Source organism: Thalassotalea nanhaiensis (genome assembly GCF_031583575.1).
Lineage (GTDB): Bacteria > Pseudomonadota > Gammaproteobacteria > Enterobacterales > Alteromonadaceae > Thalassotalea_A > Thalassotalea_A nanhaiensis.
The window spans coordinates 1,126,748-1,143,830 of the sequence record NZ_CP134146.1; the positions used below are offsets into that span (position 1 = coordinate 1,126,748).

14 protein-coding genes are annotated in these 17,083 nt (G+C 36.9%); 10 read left to right on the top strand and 4 right to left on the bottom strand.

Going from position 1 to position 17,083, the window contains the following annotated elements:
• Positions 1–80 precede the first annotated feature (80 nt).
• Both RI845_RS05165 and RI845_RS05170 read right to left on the bottom strand, forming a co-directional pair.
• Positions 81–1,007 (bottom strand): electron transfer flavoprotein subunit alpha/FixB family protein, encoded by a 927-nt coding sequence (locus tag RI845_RS05165; protein ID WP_348388681.1) that lies wholly within the window; start codon positions 1,005–1,007, stop codon positions 81–83.
• Positions 1,007–1,756 (bottom strand): electron transfer flavoprotein subunit beta/FixA family protein, encoded by a 750-nt coding sequence (locus tag RI845_RS05170; protein WP_348388682.1) that lies wholly within the window; start codon positions 1,754–1,756, stop codon positions 1,007–1,009. Before RI845_RS05170 ends, RI845_RS05165 begins: the two co-directional genes overlap by 1 nt.
• 311 nt (positions 1,757–2,067) lie before the next feature.
• Here RI845_RS05170 and RI845_RS05175 point away from each other — a divergent pair, with 311 nt between their 5' ends.
• The gene (locus RI845_RS05175) at positions 2,068–3,717 is read left to right on the top strand and encodes an electron transfer flavoprotein-ubiquinone oxidoreductase (RefSeq protein ID WP_405054097.1); all 1,650 of its coding nucleotides are present in this window, start codon (positions 2,068–2,070) and stop codon (positions 3,715–3,717) included.
• A gap of 202 nt (positions 3,718–3,919) precedes the next feature.
• On the opposite strand, the gene RI845_RS05180 is transcribed toward RI845_RS05175, so the two are convergent.
• Entirely contained in the window at positions 3,920–4,228 is a 309-nt protein-coding gene (locus RI845_RS05180) for a DUF6170 family protein (RefSeq protein ID WP_348388683.1), read from the bottom strand.
• A 183-nt stretch (positions 4,229–4,411) separates the two neighbouring features.
• On the opposite strand from RI845_RS05180, the gene ribH reads away from it, so the two are divergent.
• From ribH to RI845_RS05200, 4 genes are read left to right on the top strand one after another with little or no spacing between them, the layout of a single operon-like run.
• A complete protein-coding gene (gene ribH, locus RI845_RS05185; RefSeq protein WP_348388684.1) occupies positions 4,412–4,876 on the top strand; it encodes a 6,7-dimethyl-8-ribityllumazine synthase in 465 nt (154 codons plus the stop codon).
• Between the two features lie 12 nt (positions 4,877–4,888).
• Positions 4,889–5,305 (top strand): transcription antitermination factor NusB, encoded by a 417-nt coding sequence (nusB, locus tag RI845_RS05190; protein ID WP_348388685.1) that lies wholly within the window; start codon positions 4,889–4,891, stop codon positions 5,303–5,305.
• A gap of 34 nt (positions 5,306–5,339) precedes the next feature.
• Positions 5,340–6,308 (top strand): thiamine-phosphate kinase, encoded by a 969-nt coding sequence (thiL, locus tag RI845_RS05195; protein WP_348388686.1) that lies wholly within the window; start codon positions 5,340–5,342, stop codon positions 6,306–6,308.
• 19 nt (positions 6,309–6,327) lie between these two features.
• Positions 6,328–6,801, top strand: coding sequence for a phosphatidylglycerophosphatase A family protein (locus RI845_RS05200; protein ID WP_348388687.1), 474 nt, complete (start codon positions 6,328–6,330; stop codon positions 6,799–6,801).
• 393 nt (positions 6,802–7,194) lie between these two features.
• Here RI845_RS05200 and RI845_RS05205 read toward each other — a convergent pair whose 3' ends face one another.
• Entirely contained in the window at positions 7,195–8,688 is a 1,494-nt protein-coding gene (locus RI845_RS05205; protein WP_348388688.1) for a peptide MFS transporter, read from the bottom strand.
• Between the two features lie 445 nt (positions 8,689–9,133).
• On the opposite strand from RI845_RS05205, the gene RI845_RS05210 reads away from it, so the two are divergent.
• The 5 genes from RI845_RS05210 (at position 9,134) to RI845_RS05230 (ending at position 17,083) form a co-directional block, all read left to right on the top strand.
• Positions 9,134–11,887 carry an SLBB domain-containing protein gene (locus RI845_RS05210; protein WP_348388689.1) on the top strand — a complete coding sequence of 918 codons (2,754 nt, stop codon included), beginning with the start codon at positions 9,134–9,136 and terminating at the stop codon, positions 11,885–11,887.
• Positions 11,888–12,050: 163 nt separating this feature from the next.
• Entirely contained in the window at positions 12,051–13,091 is a 1,041-nt protein-coding gene (gene wecA / locus RI845_RS05215) for a UDP-N-acetylglucosamine--undecaprenyl-phosphate N-acetylglucosaminephosphotransferase (protein ID WP_348388690.1), read from the top strand.
• Between the two features lie 198 nt (positions 13,092–13,289).
• On the top strand, positions 13,290–14,300 hold the full coding sequence (locus tag RI845_RS05220) for a Wzz/FepE/Etk N-terminal domain-containing protein (RefSeq protein WP_348388691.1): 1,011 nt from the start codon (positions 13,290–13,292) through the stop codon (positions 14,298–14,300).
• A gap of 11 nt (positions 14,301–14,311) precedes the next feature.
• Entirely contained in the window at positions 14,312–15,334 is a 1,023-nt protein-coding gene (gene wecA / locus RI845_RS05225; protein ID WP_348388692.1) for a UDP-N-acetylglucosamine--undecaprenyl-phosphate N-acetylglucosaminephosphotransferase, read from the top strand.
• Positions 15,335–15,892: 558 nt separating this feature from the next.
• Positions 15,893–17,083: an EpsG family protein gene (locus RI845_RS05230; protein WP_348388693.1), complete on the top strand. Its 1,191-nt coding sequence runs from the start codon at positions 15,893–15,895 to the stop codon at positions 17,081–17,083.

Sequence of the window (17,083 nt, forward strand, 5' to 3'; positions counted from 1 at the left end):
AATATCAAATACTTCGGTCTTCTGAAAATAAAAAAGCTTGCCAAGAGGCAAGCTTTTGTAGACGTTAAACGAACACTTATTTATAAAGCGCTTTCTAACTCTGGAAGAGCGTCGAATAAGTCTGCAACTAAACCGTAATCAGCAACTTGGAAGATAGGCGCTTCAGGATCTTTGTTGATTGCAACAATAACCTTAGAGTCTTTCATACCAGCTAAATGTTGAATAGCACCAGAAATACCTACGGCAATGTATAAGTCAGGGGCAACAATTTTACCTGTTTGACCTACTTGCATGTCGTTAGGTACGAAACCAGCATCTACAGCGGCACGTGAAGCACCAATTGCAGCGCCAAGTTTGTCAGCGATACCGTTAAGAAGGCTGAAGTTTTCACCGTTTTGCATACCACGACCACCAGAGATTACTACGCTAGCAGCACCTAGGTCTGGACGTTCTGACACAGTAAGTTCAGCGCCAACAAAACTTGAAGTACCAGCATCTGTAGAATTGCTTAACGCTACAACTTCAGCTGAACCTGTAGTTTCTACAGCATCAAAACCAGTAGCACGAACAGTAATCACTTTAGTTGCATCTAAAGATTGTACTGTTGCAATAGCGTTACCTGCGTAGATAGGACGAACAAATGTGTCGGCACTTTCTACTGCGATGATTTCTGAAATTTGCGCAACATCTAGTAAAGCGGCAACACGTGGCATAAAGTTTTTACCCGTTGTTGATGCATTCGCTAAAATGTGGCCGTAATCGCCAGCTAATTCAGTGATTAATAAACTTACGTTTTCAGCAAGTTGATTTTCATAGGCAGCGTTGTCAGCAACTAATACTTTGCTAACGCCAGCAGCTTTCGCGGCTTCATCTGCAGCTGCGCCACAGTTAGCACCAGCTACTAGTACGTGAATATCACCACCAATTGCAGCAGCAGCTGCAACAGTTTTTAATGTGTCAGCCTTAAGGCTTGCATTGTCATGTTCTGCAATTACTAAAATAGACATTAGATCACCTTCGCTTCATTTTTTAATTTTTCTACTAACTCGTCGATAGTCTCAACAATAATACCGGCTTGACGCTCAGCAGGAGGAGTTACTTTGATCAACGTAGTACGAGGGCTTAAATCGATACCGAAATCAGCAGCTGTTTTAACATCTAGAGGCTTACGTTTAGCTTTCATGATGTTAGGTAGAGATGCGTAACGTGGTTCGTTTAAACGTAAATCTGTAGTTACGATAGCTGGTAAGTTAAGAGCAACAGTTTGTAAACCGCCATCTACTTCACGAGTAACGTTAACTTTATCGCCTTCAACTTTAACGATTGATGCGAATGTACCTTGTGGCATACCTGTTAGAGCACCTAACATTTGGCCAGTTTGGTTATTGTCTGAGTCAATTGCTTGTTTACCAAGTAAAACAAGTTGTGGTTGCTCTTCTTCAACAACTTTTTGTAAAAGCTTAGCAACGTTAATTGAATCCAGGTTTTGGTCTGTATCAATTTGAATCGCACGATCAGCACCAAGTGCTAATGCTGTACGTAATTGTTCTTGGCAAGACTTGTCACCAATAGATACCGCAAAAATTTCAGTTGCAATGCCTGCTTCTTTTAAACGAACAGCTTCTTCAACTGCAATTTCACAGAATGGGTTGATTGCCATTTTCACGTTGGTTAAATCAACGTTTGAATTATCAGGCTTAACACGAACCTTGACGTTATAGTCAATTACGCGCTTGATAGGAACAAGTACTTTCATAGTGACCTCTGTTATTACCAATAAATGGTATTAAAATCTTGTTGTATTGTATTTATATTAAAATATTAATGGTAAAATTAAAACAAGTGTTTTAAATTATTTAAACGGATGTTTTAAGTTATTACTCAAAAAAAATTCTTTGATGGTGCAAAAGATTACTCACTGGATTACGAAACGTCAATGTTAACTTACATAAAAAGTGCTTTTGGGCAACATTATTACCTAATTTGCATAGGTTTGGTTGTCATAAAATGCTATAAATAGCATATTAAAATTTTTAGAAACAATTTATAGGTATTAAGGGGAATCGCGTGGAACGTGAATCGATGGAATTTGATGTTGTAATCGTGGGTGCAGGCCCATCAGGTTTATCTACAGCATGTAAATTAATGCAAATGGCACAGGAAAAAGACCAAGAATTAATGGTTTGTGTTGTTGAAAAGGGCTCTGAAGTTGGTGCCCACATTCTTTCTGGTGCGGTACTTGAGCCACGTTCGATGAATGAACTTTTTCCTGACTGGAAAGAGCGCGGTGCGCCACTGAACACGCCAGTTAATGGCGATGATATTTATCTATTAAACAGCAGCGAAAAGGGCATTAAATTACCTAACTTCGCTGTACCTAAAACTATGCATAACGATGGTAACTACATTGTTTCTATGGGTAATGTTTGTCGTTGGTTAGCAGAACAAGCGGAAGGCATGGGCGTTGAAATATTCCCAGGTTTCCCTGCGCAAGACGTTATTTATGAAGACGGTAAAGTTGCCGGTATCATTACTGGTGATATGGGCTTGGATGCTGAAGGCAACCAAAAAGATTCTTACATGCCTGGCATGGAGTTACGCGCTAAGTACACTGTATTTGCAGAAGGGTGTCGCGGTCACTTAGGTAAAGAACTTATTAGCAAGTTCAACTTAGATGCAGATAAACAACCTCAACACTACGGTATTGGTTTCAAAGAAATTTGGGATATTGATCCTGAGCTTCATCAGGAAGGTTTAGTTGTTCATACAGCAGGTTGGCCACTAGAAGGCGATACAACGGGTGGTGGTTACTTATACCATGCTGAAAATAACCAAGTATTTGTTGGCTTAATTATTGATTTAAATTATTCAAACCCGCACTTGAGCCCGTTTGATGAATTCCAACGATTAAAGCATCATCCTAAATTTGAGCAATACCTTAAAGGTGGTAAGCGTGTATCTTACGGTGCACGAGCTATTGCTAAAGGTGGCTTTAATTCATTACCTAAAATGACAATGCCTGGTGCTGTTATGGTTGGTTGTGATGCTGGTACGATTAACTTTGCCAAAATCAAAGGTAATCACACGGCAATGAAGTCAGGTATGTTAGCCGCTGAAACTATTTTCAATGCCATTACTGGTGGTGATGAAGGTGGTAATGACTTAACCGCTTTTACTGACAACTTTAAAGCATCATGGTTATATGACGAGTTATACAATACTCGTAACTTTGGTGCGGTAATGCATAAGCTCGGTACGTTCATGGGCGGTGCATACAATACCTTGGATCAAAACTTCTTTGGCGGTAAACTGCCATTTAACTTTAGCGATAACAGCTATGATCACGAATCATTAAAACTTGCTTCAGAGTGTCCTGTTATTAACTACGCGAAACCTGATGGTGTGCTTAGTTTTGATAAGTTAAGCTCGGTATTTTTATCTAACACCAACCATGAAGAAGAACAGCCTTGTCACTTAAAACTTGCGGATATGAATATTCCTATATCTGTAAACTTAGCTAAGTACGCAGAGCCGGCACAACGTTATTGTCCAGCAGGTGTCTACGAAATAGAAGAAGATGAAGCAGGTGAGAAGAAATTTGTGATCAATTCACAAAACTGTATTCACTGTAAAACTTGCGACATTAAAGACCCAAGCCAAAACATTACCTGGGTAACACCAGAAGGTACTGGTGGACCGAATTACCCGAATATGTAATTCAATATGTCTAAATTAAAAAAGCGCCTGTTGGCGCTTTTTTACTTCAAGGATGATGGAATGCAAATCGCCATGGACCGTTCCTACGCGTCCTGCGTTCTCGGCATATACAACGTCCATGTTGAAAACGGTAATAGATTTGTACGTTCTAAATACTTAGAAACGAGAAACGAGAAACGAGAAACGAGAAACGAGAAACGAGCTAGGAGTTTTCTCTTTCAAACTGACTTATAGCCTTATCTAAGTGCTGACCAATGAACACTAACGATAAGGGTCTCAGTACAATAAAATACCCTACCAAAACAAACACCAAAGGTATTAAAAAGTACCATGATTCAACATTAGCCAGCATAAAAAATGGTGGTATTAATATTGCCATTTTCAATAGATTTAACACAAACTTAGCTAATGGTGACAACTTAGCTGTAGCCAAATGAATAATTTGTTGGCGACTGCGAAAATCAAATGGTTGTAATTGTGGAAACTGATTTGAAGAAAAATAGAATTTCATGATCTATCGTCTAAAATAAATGAGGCGACCATTGTAACAAAGTAAAAAATTGTCGCAAATTAATAAAAAATTAAGTTAATACGGTGAAAGTCGAACTAAAACAACCTTATTGTGCAATTTTGAGTACCTTATTAATTTGATCTTTGTTAGAATTGCGCCAATTTTTTAAACAGGTTAATAAAAATGAATGTAATTGAAGGCTCATTTGTAGCGTCGGGCAAAAAATTTGCCATTGTTGTTTCGCGTTTTAACAGCTTTGTAGTAGAAAGCTTATTAGAAGGTGCAGTTGACGCACTTAAACGTCACGGTAATGTTAGCGATGCTGATATTACTATTGTTCGTGTTCCTGGTGCATATGAGTTACCTGTGGCAGCAAAACGCATTGCTGCTAAAGGCGGTTATGATGCAGTTATTGCAATTGGCGCTGTAATTCGTGGCGGTACGCCACACTTTGATTTTGTTGCAGGCGAATGTAACAAAGGTTTAGCACAAGTTGCGATGGAATTTGATATTCCAGTTGCATTTGGTGTTATTACTGTAGATTCAATTGAACAAGCGATCGAACGTTCTGGTACCAAAGCGGGTAACAAAGGCGCAGAAGCAGCCTTAAGTGCCTTAGAAATGGTAAACGTTTTAGATCAACTATAGGCGGAAAGCTTAGTGAAACCAACTCCAAGAAGAAAAGCCCGTGAAATTGCCGTACAAGCAATTTATTCATGGCAATTAACACAAAACGACATTGGCGAAGTAGAAGCAAACTTTATTGCTGATAATGCTAAACGTCGTTTTGATGCAGAATATTTTTCACAACTACTACGTGGTGTTGCTACTAACGTAGGTGAAATTGATGACGCAATTCGACCATTAGTTGACCGTCCTCTTGACGAAGTCGATCACGTGGAAAAAGCGATTCTACGAGTTGGTGTTTATGAACTTCGCGATTGCAAAGAAGTACCATATAAAGTCGTGATTAACGAAGCTATTGAACTTGCAAAAGCATTTGCAACTGACGATAGCCACAAGTTTGTTAATGGCGTACTTGATAAAGTCGTTAAAACATTTCGTCCTGAAGAATAATACTTAATAGAATTGGTATAACTCATTCAAACTTATGAAAGAATTTGAACTTATCAAAGAGTTCTTTACCGCTCAACCTGTGAGCCGTAAAGACGTTGCAATGGGAATTGGTGACGATTGTGCACTAATTCGAGCAAACGATAACAAACTGATCGCGGTAACCACCGATACCTTAGTTGCCGGTGTTCATTTTCCTTTAGACACACCTGCACGCGCTATAGGTCATAAAGCAGTTGCGGTAAACCTAAGTGATATTGCTGCTATGGGGGCTGAGCCTGCTTGGATCTCTGTTGCCATCACCTTACCTGAAGTAGATGAAGACTGGCTACGTGAGTTTACTGCGGGCATGTTTGAATTAACCGAATATTTCAATGTGCAACTAATTGGTGGTGACACTACGCAAGGCCCGTTAAGTATTACGATTACTGCACAAGGCTTGGTGCCTGAAGACAAAGCGCTTTGTCGCAATGGTGCGCAAAATGGTGATTACCTTTTTGTCACTGGAAACTTCGGTGACGCCGGACTAGCACTCGCTGCCATTAAAGGTCATATACATTTAAATGACGTTGATTTGGCCAAAGTAAAAGCCAAACTCGATTACCCACAACCACAAGTGTTGGTTGGACAGATGATCCGTGAATTCGCGACATCCGCTATTGATGTGTCTGATGGCTTATTGGCTGATTTAGGGCATATTTGCCGAGCATCTACGCTAGGTGTGACTATAAATGTTGATGATATTCCTTTATCAAAAGCGTTAACGGATAACTTAAGCGTTGAAGATGCCATCAATATGGCGTTAACGTCGGGCGACGATTATCAGTTGATCTTCTCAGTACCAGCAACCAATAAAGTTGGGATTGAAACTGCAATGGCCCATGCCAATGTTGAATTTAACTGTATTGGACAATTAAATACTTCAGAAGAAATCATCCTTACTTATAAAAACGAACCGTTCACGGTGAAAAAAGTAGGTTTCGAACACTTTTCTGAGAAAGCTTAGATCACTAATTGAGAATAAAATGACTAAAAAGAGTGCCAGTGAATTATTTAACATAAAAAATCCGGTGCACTTTTTAGCGTTAGGTTTTGGTAGTGGTTTGAGCCCTAAAGCCCCTGGCACAATGGGCACGCTTGCCGCGATTCCCTTATACCTAATTTGCGTTCAATTTTCTTTAAACATATTTATCGCCATAACCATTTTTATCTCAATTGTAGGCATTTGGATTTGTGACAAAGCATCAAAAGATGCCGGCGTACACGATCATGGTGCAATTGTTTGGGATGAAATCGCTGGGTTTTTCATTACCATGATAGCCGTACCTGCTACTTGGCAAGCGGTTATTGTTGGCTTTATCTTCTTTCGAATACTCGATATTGCTAAACCTTGGCCAATCTCCATTGCGGACAAAAAAATAGGCGGCGGCTTTGGCATCATGGTTGATGACATTATTGCTGGTATCCTTGCCTGCGTGTTAATGCATTTAATCTTCTAACTTTATCCACTCCATAACTCCCTATAGCTTAGTTGTTATTGCATCCGCTGTATCATCGATGTGTAGTAACGTTAGTTACGCTCTACAGTGCTAATTTAGTGTCGGTGCCATACGTTCCTAATGCACCTGTATTCACTCAATAGTTCTCTGAACCTTTCTGTCGTGGACTGTATCGAAGTGTAAGCTTTGAGGTAAAACAAGCTTGAATAAGGCTTAAAAGTGGTAGATCTTGTTATGAATATTTAAACTTGGCGATGCTACCTTCTGGTGTCATGGTGGTTTATTCAATAAACGCTAAACGTAAGGCAATAAAAAACGGAAGACCAGCTTCCGTTTTAAATAAACTCTTAACAGTCCAGATCCCGTAACAAGTACGGGACGACTATAGTCGGTTTAGTGCTTTTCAGGCATACCTTCATGAGAGCCAGTAACAGACATTTCTTCTGCTAATTTTTCATCAAGATCTTGTGGGTGAGCATCTTCTGCACCGTGCATCCAGTCAACAAGCTTATCGCTTAATAACCATAAACAGATACCCGCTAGGAATGCCATAATAGCAACACCTGAGAACGCCTGTAATGGACCAGTTTCACCAACCATTTGGCCAACCCATGCTGCTAAGTAGTTACCAACACCAGAGAAGAAGAACCACATACCCATAAGTAATGAAGTGTACTTAAGAGGTGCAAGTTTAGTTACCATTGAAAGACCAATTGGCGATAAACATAATTCACCCATTGTATGGAAAAGGTAAGCAAGAACTAACCAAATCACATGTGCTTTAACTGACTCTGAGTCACCTATTTGTAACGCAGCCATTACCATTGAGATAAAACCTAAGCCTAAGAAGAACATACCCAACGAGAACTTTTTCGGTGAGTTAGGCTCTGCAGCTCCCATTTTTAGGAACATTGCGGCAAAAATAGGCGCTAAAATGATAACAAAAATAGGGTTTACCATTTGTAGCCATGAGGCAGGCATTTCCCAACCGAAGAATACTAAATCAGTTTTATATTTTGCGAACAAGTTCATTGAACCAGCGGCTTGTTCAAAACCTAACCAGAAAATAATTGTGAAGAAAGACATGATTAAAATTACTTTAACACGGTCACGCTCTTCAGGCGTTAATGGGCCAGAAGACGCTTTATTGTCTGCTTCAGCTAGTTTTGCTGCAGGCTCAACACCAACATTACCTAAGTACTTATTAGATAAAGCAAGTTGTAATAACACACCTGCTAACATACCAATACCGGCAACCAAGAAGCCGTACTGGTAATTGATTTTTTCACCAATGGTACCAACAACTAAGTAACCTAAGATTGAACCTAAGTTAATACCCATGTAGAAGATAGTGAATGCGGCATCACGACGTTTGTCGCCTTCTTCATATAAGTCACCAACCATGGTTGAGATGTTTGGTTTAAAGAAGCCATTACCGAAGATCAATAGAATCAAGCCAGCCCAAAGAAAAGCCGTTTCCATTCCCTCGATCATTGCATGTGGCGTACCTAGTGCAAATTGACCAAGCATCATTAGTAAGCCACCAACGATGATAGATTTACGTTGACCCCAAACGTTATCGGCCATCCAGCCACCTAACACAGGTGTAACGTATACGAAAAATGCATAGATACCTAAAATACCTAATGCTTTTGATTGAACTGCCGTGTTGAATAGCTTTTCAGCGTCAGCTGCTGCAGGGTCGATACCAAAGTAGGCCATATCCCAGCCAAAACTGCTGGCAAACGCTACCAAGTAAAGTACAAAAATACCACGCATACCGTAGTAACTCATGCGTTCCCACATTTCGGTACCAAAAAGTAAGAACAAACCTTTCGGATGACCAAACATATTGCCCGCATTAGGCCCCATATTCGAATTAGACATATATCTTCCTATATAACTTCTTATAATTTTAAAAACACAATGGTTATACCTATCGGAATATGTAAATGCAAGAGAAGTTAGTCAAACTGTAACAATTCGTATAAAGTTTTTTGTAAACTTTAAAATGAACATATGTGCAGTAACTAATGTTGAAAACTCTGTAATTAAGTTTTAAAGGCACTTTATTCTCAATACGTTAGCTGATAAACTTTGCGACTTAACATAGGGAATATGCTTAAATAGTTTGGAAATTAATCAATCTGTTTAAGGAGTAGCCAGTTGATGGCTCGACAGATTCATCTATGGCAAATATATTCAAGTTTAAAAAAATAAAATGCTTGAAAATGTAAAAAATTCGTTAGTGACTATAATTCATTAAATAAGAATAAATAGTTAAGCGCTTGATTTATATTTATCAGCGCATAGATAGGATCATTTTGTGCAAATGAACAATGTAATAAAAAAAATAGTGTCATTCATTGCTATCTCTAGCATTTCGTTTTCAGCATTATCTATGAATGTTTCTCAATCGCAAATTGATGCATTTAAAAAGCTCCCAGAAGCACAACAGCGCGCCTTAGCCCAACAAATGGGTGTTGATTATAATATGATCAAAGAGCAATTAAGTGGCGGTGGTAGTAGTAGCAGTTCAAGTTCTGAAACTGAACCTACACCAACTTATCCTCGTGGCACAGAGTTTGGTAGTGACGGAAAGCCAACAATTGAACCAGAAAACAAACCTACAGATTTCTTAAAAGAAGACGACCGCTCATTAATGCAATCGGTTGAGCCTTTTGGTTATGACATTTTTGCTAATCAACCATCAACATTCGCGCCAACCAATGACATCGCAATTCCAGAAAACTACATTCTAGGGCCTGGTGATAAAATTTCGATTCAAATATTTGGTAAAGAAAATAATGACTACGAATTGCCTGTTACCCGCGAAGGGCAGGTTGTTATACCAAACCTTGGACCATATAAAGTTGCTGGTTTATCTTTTACCGAGTTAAAGGGCTATTTAACCAGCCGAATTAAAGCAAGTATCATAGGTGTTGATGTTGTTATTGGCGTAGCATCGCTTCGAACTATGCGAGTATTTGTGCTTGGTGATGCCTTTAAACCTGGTTCATACAGCCTGAGCTCTCTTTCAACTATTACCCAAGCCATATTTGCTGCGGGTGGTATTAACGAGATTGGTTCACTGCGAAATATTCAGTTAAAACGTCAAGGTAAACTAGTTTCTACTCTAGATTTATATGACTTGTTGATCAACGGTGACTCTTCTGACGACATGCAATTACAATCAGGTGATGTTGTCTTTGTCGAATCTGTTGGCGCCACGGTAAGTATTGATGGTGAAGTTCGCCGCCCTGCAATTTATGAATTAATTGAAGGCGATACCTTTGCTGATGTTCTGAAAATGGCCGGACAGTTGCTACCTTCTGCTTATGCCAAATCTACTCTCATAGAACGCTACAATAAAAGCCAGTTAAGAAGAGTGGCAACATTAGATTTAACCAATGACGAAAACTTACAGTTAGAGGTTCGTGCAGGTGATTTTATCCGTATTAAGAAAACTGCAGATGTTTACGAAGAAACCATTACAGTTATTGGCGCAGCTACTCGCCCAGGTAAATACCAATGGTATGAAGGCGTAAAAATTACCGATTTAATTGCAAGTGTCGACTCTCACTTACTGCCTTTTGCCGATCTTTCTTATAGTTTAGTTGTTCGTGAAATTGATGTAGCAAAAAATATCGAAGTTCATCAATTCAAACTCTCCGAGGTAATTGGGAATCCTGCATCCATAGATAATTTTACTCTGCAACCAAATGATAAAATAATTGTATTCTCCAATGTGTCAAAAATTAGTGAAGAAGCCATCCATTTAGACGCTTTTGCATTTACTCAAGATGAACTGTATGAAAAAGAAAGACGTTTAGCTCGAGTAAAATATAAAAACAAATTATTTTGGCAACAGTTTGGCTCTGAAAATTCTAAGTACGGCACTGCAGAAGAGCAGGACCAACAAGAACAACTGGAATTGTTAAATCAATCCATCGCAAAGTTTTCTGGCGGTGAAGTAGAAAAAGAAATCGATATTCGTGAATTAGGTTTATTTTCAAGACAGCGATTATTGTTACCAGTTATTAAAAAACTGAAGCGTCAAGGTTCATCGGGTAAGCCAATTCAATTGGTTGAGATTGATGGTCAAGTCAAATACCCTGGAATTTATCCGTTAGGGATAAACGGTAAAGTTGATGACTTGATTGCTGCTGCTGGTGGCGTAGATGAATCGGCTTATTTAACTCGTGCAGAAGTTACTCGTAACAAAATGACTGAAGAGTTAGGCGTTGAGAAAATTTCAATTAACGTCAACTTGGCAAAAGCGCTAAGCGGTGATGAAGAAGCAAATATTAAGCTTGCCAGTAAAGACAGGTTGAACATACACAGAATTCCATCATGGACTGAAAACCACGTAGTAGAGCTTCGAGGCGAATTTGTCTTTCCTGGCAAATATACGATTAGACGCGGTGAAACGTTAGCCGATATCGTTAAAAAAGCAGGTGGTTTTACGCCATATGCATACCCGAATGGTTCAGTATTTACTCGTGTTAAATTGCAAGAATTAGAGCAACAAAATTTATTCAAACTGGCAGCTGATTTAAGAACTGAAATGGCATCTAAAGCACTTTCTGATTCGTCTGCAACAGGTAACTATCAAGATGCACAGCAATTACTGGGTGATTTAACCAAGGTACAACCGGTTGGTCGTTTAGTTATCGACCTTCCAAAAGTAATGGTTCCAAATAATTATGATGTTTTACTTGAAGGTGGTGATGTTTTATACGTACCGACTAAGAAAAATTCAGTTAACGTAATTGGCCAAGTACAAGTAACGTCATCACATATTTATGATTCGAACATAGATGCTGAAGATTATATTGCTCAAAGTGGTGGCATGAAAAAACGTGCTGACGAAGAGCGTGTTTATATTATATCTGCGAACGGTAGTATAAAGGTTATGGATGATAGCAGTTGGTTCTCCGATGGAGCTAACCAGGGGTTAAAGCCTGGTGATACCATTGTAGTGCCACTTGATGGCGAATATATGAATAACTTAACTCTTTGGTCAACTGCCACTGGTATTCTTTATAATACTGCTGTAGCTGTTGCTGCAATTAATGGAATTTAGCTAATCTTGATTGCGGCGTAGTCCGCTATTAATTAAAATTAGAAAAAGCAATAGCAATGCTTTTGTTACAAATAAGTTCAGTTTTTTGCTTAACACAGCGTACAACATAACCAAAACAAATTATTAATTTTATAATAATAAACTAAAGTCAATCAGGGAAATAATGACCTACTTGTTACCATTAATAACGTCTTTTATTTTTTCAATTATTGCTATAATGCTTTTAAAACCAGTTGCATTTCATTTTCAGCTTGTTGATAGACCCAATAAACGTAAACTTCATAACGGCTCTATTCCATTAATAGGTGGAATTACGATATTCTTTGGTGTTGCCCTCTCTTTACTTATATTTGTTCCTATTAATGAAACATTCTTTTATTACCTTACTTCTGCATTTATAATTCTTATTTTAGGCGTGGGCGATGATAAGTTTGATTTATCGGTCCGTGGCAGGTTATTAATCCAAGTGTTAACAGCCATGTTAATGACAACTTCGGCGGGTTTTTACTTGCATGACTTTGGTAATATTTTTTATTTTTTCAAATTAGAACTTGGTTCTTTCGGCGTCATCATAACTGTTTTTGCTGTAATTGCATGTATAAATGCATTCAATATGATTGACGGCATAGATGGTCTAGCTGGTATGTTAAGTTTAATCACATTTACAGCTTTAACTATACTACTTACATTTAGCCACCCAACTTGGGCAGTTATCCCAATTATATTTATAGGTAGTTTGCTCGCATATTTGATATTTAATTTAAGATGGCCATTTAAAAATGTTGGTAAAATATTTTTAGGTGACGCGGGTAGTATGCTGGTTGGGTTAACTATAGTTTGGCTATTGGTCATCGGTGTTGAATCAGAAACACAAGCATTTCGCCCAGTAACTGCATTATATTTGATTGCAATTCCTTTAATGGATATGGCTGCAATTATGATTCGTCGTATAAAAAAAGGAACGTCGCCTTTTAAAGCTGATAGAGAGCATTTGCACCATATTTTTGAGCGGGCAGGAATAAGTAGAAAAAGGACATTAATCTATATAGCGCTTTGTGCATCAATTATTGCAACTGCAGGGGTGGTTTCTGAATTTTATCTTGTGCCTGAATGGATTATGTTAGTTGGGTTTGTTGGGGTATTTCTACTTTACAATTATGCATTAATCCACTCCTGGAAAATAATTCGTTGGTATAAAAGTTAACTATTAATATTTAAACTAAACAAGGTTAAGGCGCCTTATTTTTGAAAATAAGATGATTTCTATACTTTCTTTATTTTATGCTTGGCTACCTAAGTTTACAAAAAAGTTACTAATAATGCTTAAAAAAATCGGCATTATTATAATTAATTGTTATACTTTCACTAATTTATTTTTAATGGTTAATAATAAGTAAAATCGATGTCTAACGGAACTCAAGAACAGCAAAGTCAGCAGTATATACCAATGCCTCAAAATGCTGTTTTTATACCAAAAAACAATCAAGATGATGAAATAGATTTAGCTGAACTTTTGCGTGTTCTCTGGCATGGGAAAGTTTTAATAATTGTAGTCACTTTATTTTTTGCAGCCGCCTCTGTTGTATACGCAATCAATCAACCTAATACCTATAAAGCTTCCGCGTTGCTCTCTCCCGCGCAAAGTAGTAGTGGGGCTGGTGGTTTAAGCGCTCTTGCTGGCCAATTTGGTGGTTTAGCCAGTATGGCTGGTATTAATTTAGGTGGTCAAGAGCAAGATAAAACAGGCTTGGCTTTAGAAATTCTAAAATCTCGAGCCTTCATTGAAGCATTTATTAAAGACAATAATTTATTAGCTCCCTTAATGGCCTCAGAAAGCTGGGATGTTAATACAAATAAACTGATTTATAATGAAACTATTTTCCAAATAGAAACTAAACAATGGGTACGTGAAGTTAAATACCCTAAAACACCACAACCGTCTCTGTGGGAAGCTTTTGAAGAGTTTAAAAAGCATTTAATCGTTTCTGAAGATGTTCAGACAGGTATGATCAAAATATCTATTGAGCACTATTCCCCCGAAATAGCTAAAAGCTGGTTAACATTAATTATTGCTGAAATTAATCAATACATGCGAATTATGGATAAAACAGAAGCGCAAAACAGTATTGATTTCTTAACTGAAAAATTAGAACAAACTCAATTGTCAGGTATGCAAACTGTTTTTTATCAACTGATTGAAGAACAAACCAAAACCATGATGTTAACTGAAGTAAGTGATGAATATGTTTTTAAAACGATAGATCCACCGAATGTCCCTGATGAAAAAAGTGGTCCCCAAAGAGCCTTGATTTGTATTTTAGTAACCATGATAGGTGGTATCTTAGCTGTGCTTCTAGTTTTAATTCGCCATTTTTCAGCTAAACCTATCAAAGAAATTGACAAACAAGATTAAAGGATGGGAATTTGAGCCTTTCATTACTAGTAATCACAACGTTTATTTTGTCGTTTGCCGCAATAAAGTTCTTTACGCCATTAGCAGTTAACATTGGTTTAGTAGACATACCAAATGAAAGGAAACTACACATTGGTCATGTTCCTTTAGTTGGTGGTATAGCTATTTTTCTTGCTGTGCTTGTGGCTAGTTATTTGTTTTTACCAAATACAATAGAACTTAGAATGTACTTAATCGCTTCTGCGATGATCGTGTTTATTGGTGCTTTAGATGATAAATATGATCTTAGTGTTCATGTGAAACTTGTCGGACAAATCATAGTAGCCAGTATTCTTATTTATGGTATAAATGGCTACATATCAAACTTTGGTAATTTATTTGGGTTTGGAGACATTACCATTGGGGCTTGGGGGATTGTATTTTCTTATTTTGCCATAATTGTAATAATTAATGCTTTTAATTTAGTTGATGGCATCGATGGTTTAGCCGGCTGTTTGAGTATTAATACGTTTATTTCAATCGCTATTTTATTTTTAATAACGAACCAAAGAAACTACTTCGTATACCCTTTAATTATTATTGCAGCAATCCTTCCTTACTTAATGTTTAACTTAGGTTTATATAGAAAAACAGTCCAAAAAATATTCATGGGTGATGCAGGAAGTATGTTTATTGGTTTAAGCATAATTTGGTTGTTAACGCTGGGTACCCAAGGTGAATCTGCAAGTTTTAGGCCGGTTACTGCACTATGGATATGCGCTATGCCATTAATGGATATGTTAGCCATTTTTGTACGTCGAGTTAAAAAGGGAAAATCCCCTTTTAAACCAGATCGTGATCATTTGCATCATATTTTGCAAAGAGCAGGGTTAAGCCAAGCGAAAACACTATTTACTATTGTATTATTATCGGTGTTAATGTCATCCATCGGTTTTGCAGGTGAATATTTTTATTTTGCTGAAGTTTTGATGTTAGTCAGTTTTTTAATCATATTTGTTTTGTATAACCTATTGATACAAAAGTTAGTTAAATAGCTGTTTGGAGTAGCAGGAAATTTAATGCCATAACTCTATTGTGGGGGGCTGATGGCTAAGTCCTTACAAATAAACTTTTTATGCTGAAAAATTTCAGCATAATTGTTAATAAGCTGCAGTTTTTCAATTTGAAATGTACTGATCATTGTTTTATCGAAAATGCAGTTTAAGCTAATATTTCAGTGGCAACAGAAAATGTAGATTGTAATAATGAAATTTACAATGTGACAGGACAGGACTAAACGGACTCATTAGTAGTTTAAAGAATCAATAAATACTAATAGTATGAGCTATAACAAACTGTGTTTTATCAAGCTTTAGGACTGGTGATGAACGTCACTCAATTGCTGATATTTCAAAGTTGAAGTCTAAATTAGGTTTTGAATACGAATTAAGATTTTAAGAAGAAATTGATAAAGCTGTGCCTTAATGCATTGAAAAGCTTTCTCGTCTATAGTCTCTTCTAACCGATTTAATCTTACAAATTACTAATGTATTATTTATACTAATTAGCTAAAAGTTAAAGAGATGGTCGGATAATTTTGTGAGTTTGAATTTTTGAAGAAAAATAACATTATCGCGATACTATTATATCCAGTATCTCCAGCATCAGGTGTAATATACAGTTCCGTTTCTTTAGGACCGTTGCATATAATCAATTTATTATTTGTATCACTCTTTGCGGGATTTTGTGCGTATAACGTAATTCCATATGCCGGAATGGACATAGTTGTATATTACATAAAGTACAAAGAAATTGAGTTCCTTCCAATTGAAAGGTTGAGTGAATATTACCAAGTTAATTTAGGGGTTACTTATTTACTTAAGCTTATGCAATTAGCAGGGCTATCTAAAGAATTCGTACCCTTTTTAATCACATTTATATCCTATTTCACTTTTCTATACAGTGTCAAAGTTCTTGCTCCTAAAAAAGATGTAGATAAATTTAATATCAATTCTATCTATATTCTATTTTTAGCCATATTTGTAATCTCGTTTATTGCTAATGCTATTGGAATAAGAAGTGGTTTATCGACATCTATTTTTTGCCTTTCAATAGCGTATTATTTAAAAGGGGATAAGGTAAAGTTTTCGTTTTTAGCTATTATTTCTGTTTTGGTCCATGTATATATTATTCTTCCCCTTTGTTTAATCTTTTTTGTAAAGTTTCTATCTATTAGAACTGTTAGAATTATGGTTTTAATTTCTCCTGTATTGGCAGTTCTTGGTTTAGGAGAGTTAATAGCTGTACAAACTGTTCCTTTAGTATTTCCTCCTGAAATTTCAGATTATATATTAAACGTTTATGTTTTAAGTGACCGTTATGGTGTAAATGCTGAGCTAAGTTATAAAACTCAAATTGTGCTATTCTTTTTTGTTAGTCTTCCGTTTTATATGACTTGGTTTTTCGCGGCTACTTGTAAACTCGATAATGTAATAATTAAGTTAATTGGTTGTTTGATAATATTTGTATTTACATTTTGGGATTTGTTCATTCTCGTAGATCGGTATAAATATCTAATTCAAATGCTCATGGCTATTGTTTTATTTTTCAGTATCTTGAAGAATAAGGAGAATTTAAATTATATTCACTATTTCTTTTTATTTACTTGTTTCATTTCATCATGCTGGGGTGTTTTTAGGTATAAAGTATTAATAGCATCATCATATGATATTGTATATAAACCCTTTTTCTTTCTTTTTTCTAATGATGTAAATATCAACAATTTGCAAGTAATCGCGAATTAA

Bases quoted from the DNA above. Each gene is read 5' to 3' on its own strand.
- wecA (WP_348388690.1), top strand. From the start codon at position 12,051: ATGACCTACTTGTTACCATTAATAACGTCTTTTATTTTTTCAATTATT.
- RI845_RS05210 (WP_348388689.1), top strand. From the start codon at position 9,134: ATGAACAATGTAATAAAAAAAATAGTGTCATTCATTGCTATCTCTAGC.
- thiL (WP_348388686.1), top strand. From the start codon at position 5,340: ATGAAAGAATTTGAACTTATCAAAGAGTTCTTTACCGCTCAACCTGTG.
- RI845_RS05220 (WP_348388691.1), top strand. From the start codon at position 13,290: ATGTCTAACGGAACTCAAGAACAGCAAAGTCAGCAGTATATACCAATG.
- RI845_RS05200 (WP_348388687.1), top strand. From the start codon at position 6,328: ATGACTAAAAAGAGTGCCAGTGAATTATTTAACATAAAAAATCCGGTG.
- ribH (WP_348388684.1), top strand. From the start codon at position 4,412: ATGAATGTAATTGAAGGCTCATTTGTAGCGTCGGGCAAAAAATTTGCC.
- RI845_RS05170 (WP_348388682.1), bottom strand. From the start codon at position 1,756: ATGAAAGTACTTGTTCCTATCAAGCGCGTAATTGACTATAACGTCAAG.
- RI845_RS05205 (WP_348388688.1), bottom strand. From the start codon at position 8,688: ATGTCTAATTCGAATATGGGGCCTAATGCGGGCAATATGTTTGGTCAT.
- RI845_RS05180 (WP_348388683.1), bottom strand. From the start codon at position 4,228: ATGAAATTCTATTTTTCTTCAAATCAGTTTCCACAATTACAACCATTT.
- RI845_RS05165 (WP_348388681.1), bottom strand. From the start codon at position 1,007: ATGTCTATTTTAGTAATTGCAGAACATGACAATGCAAGCCTTAAGGCT.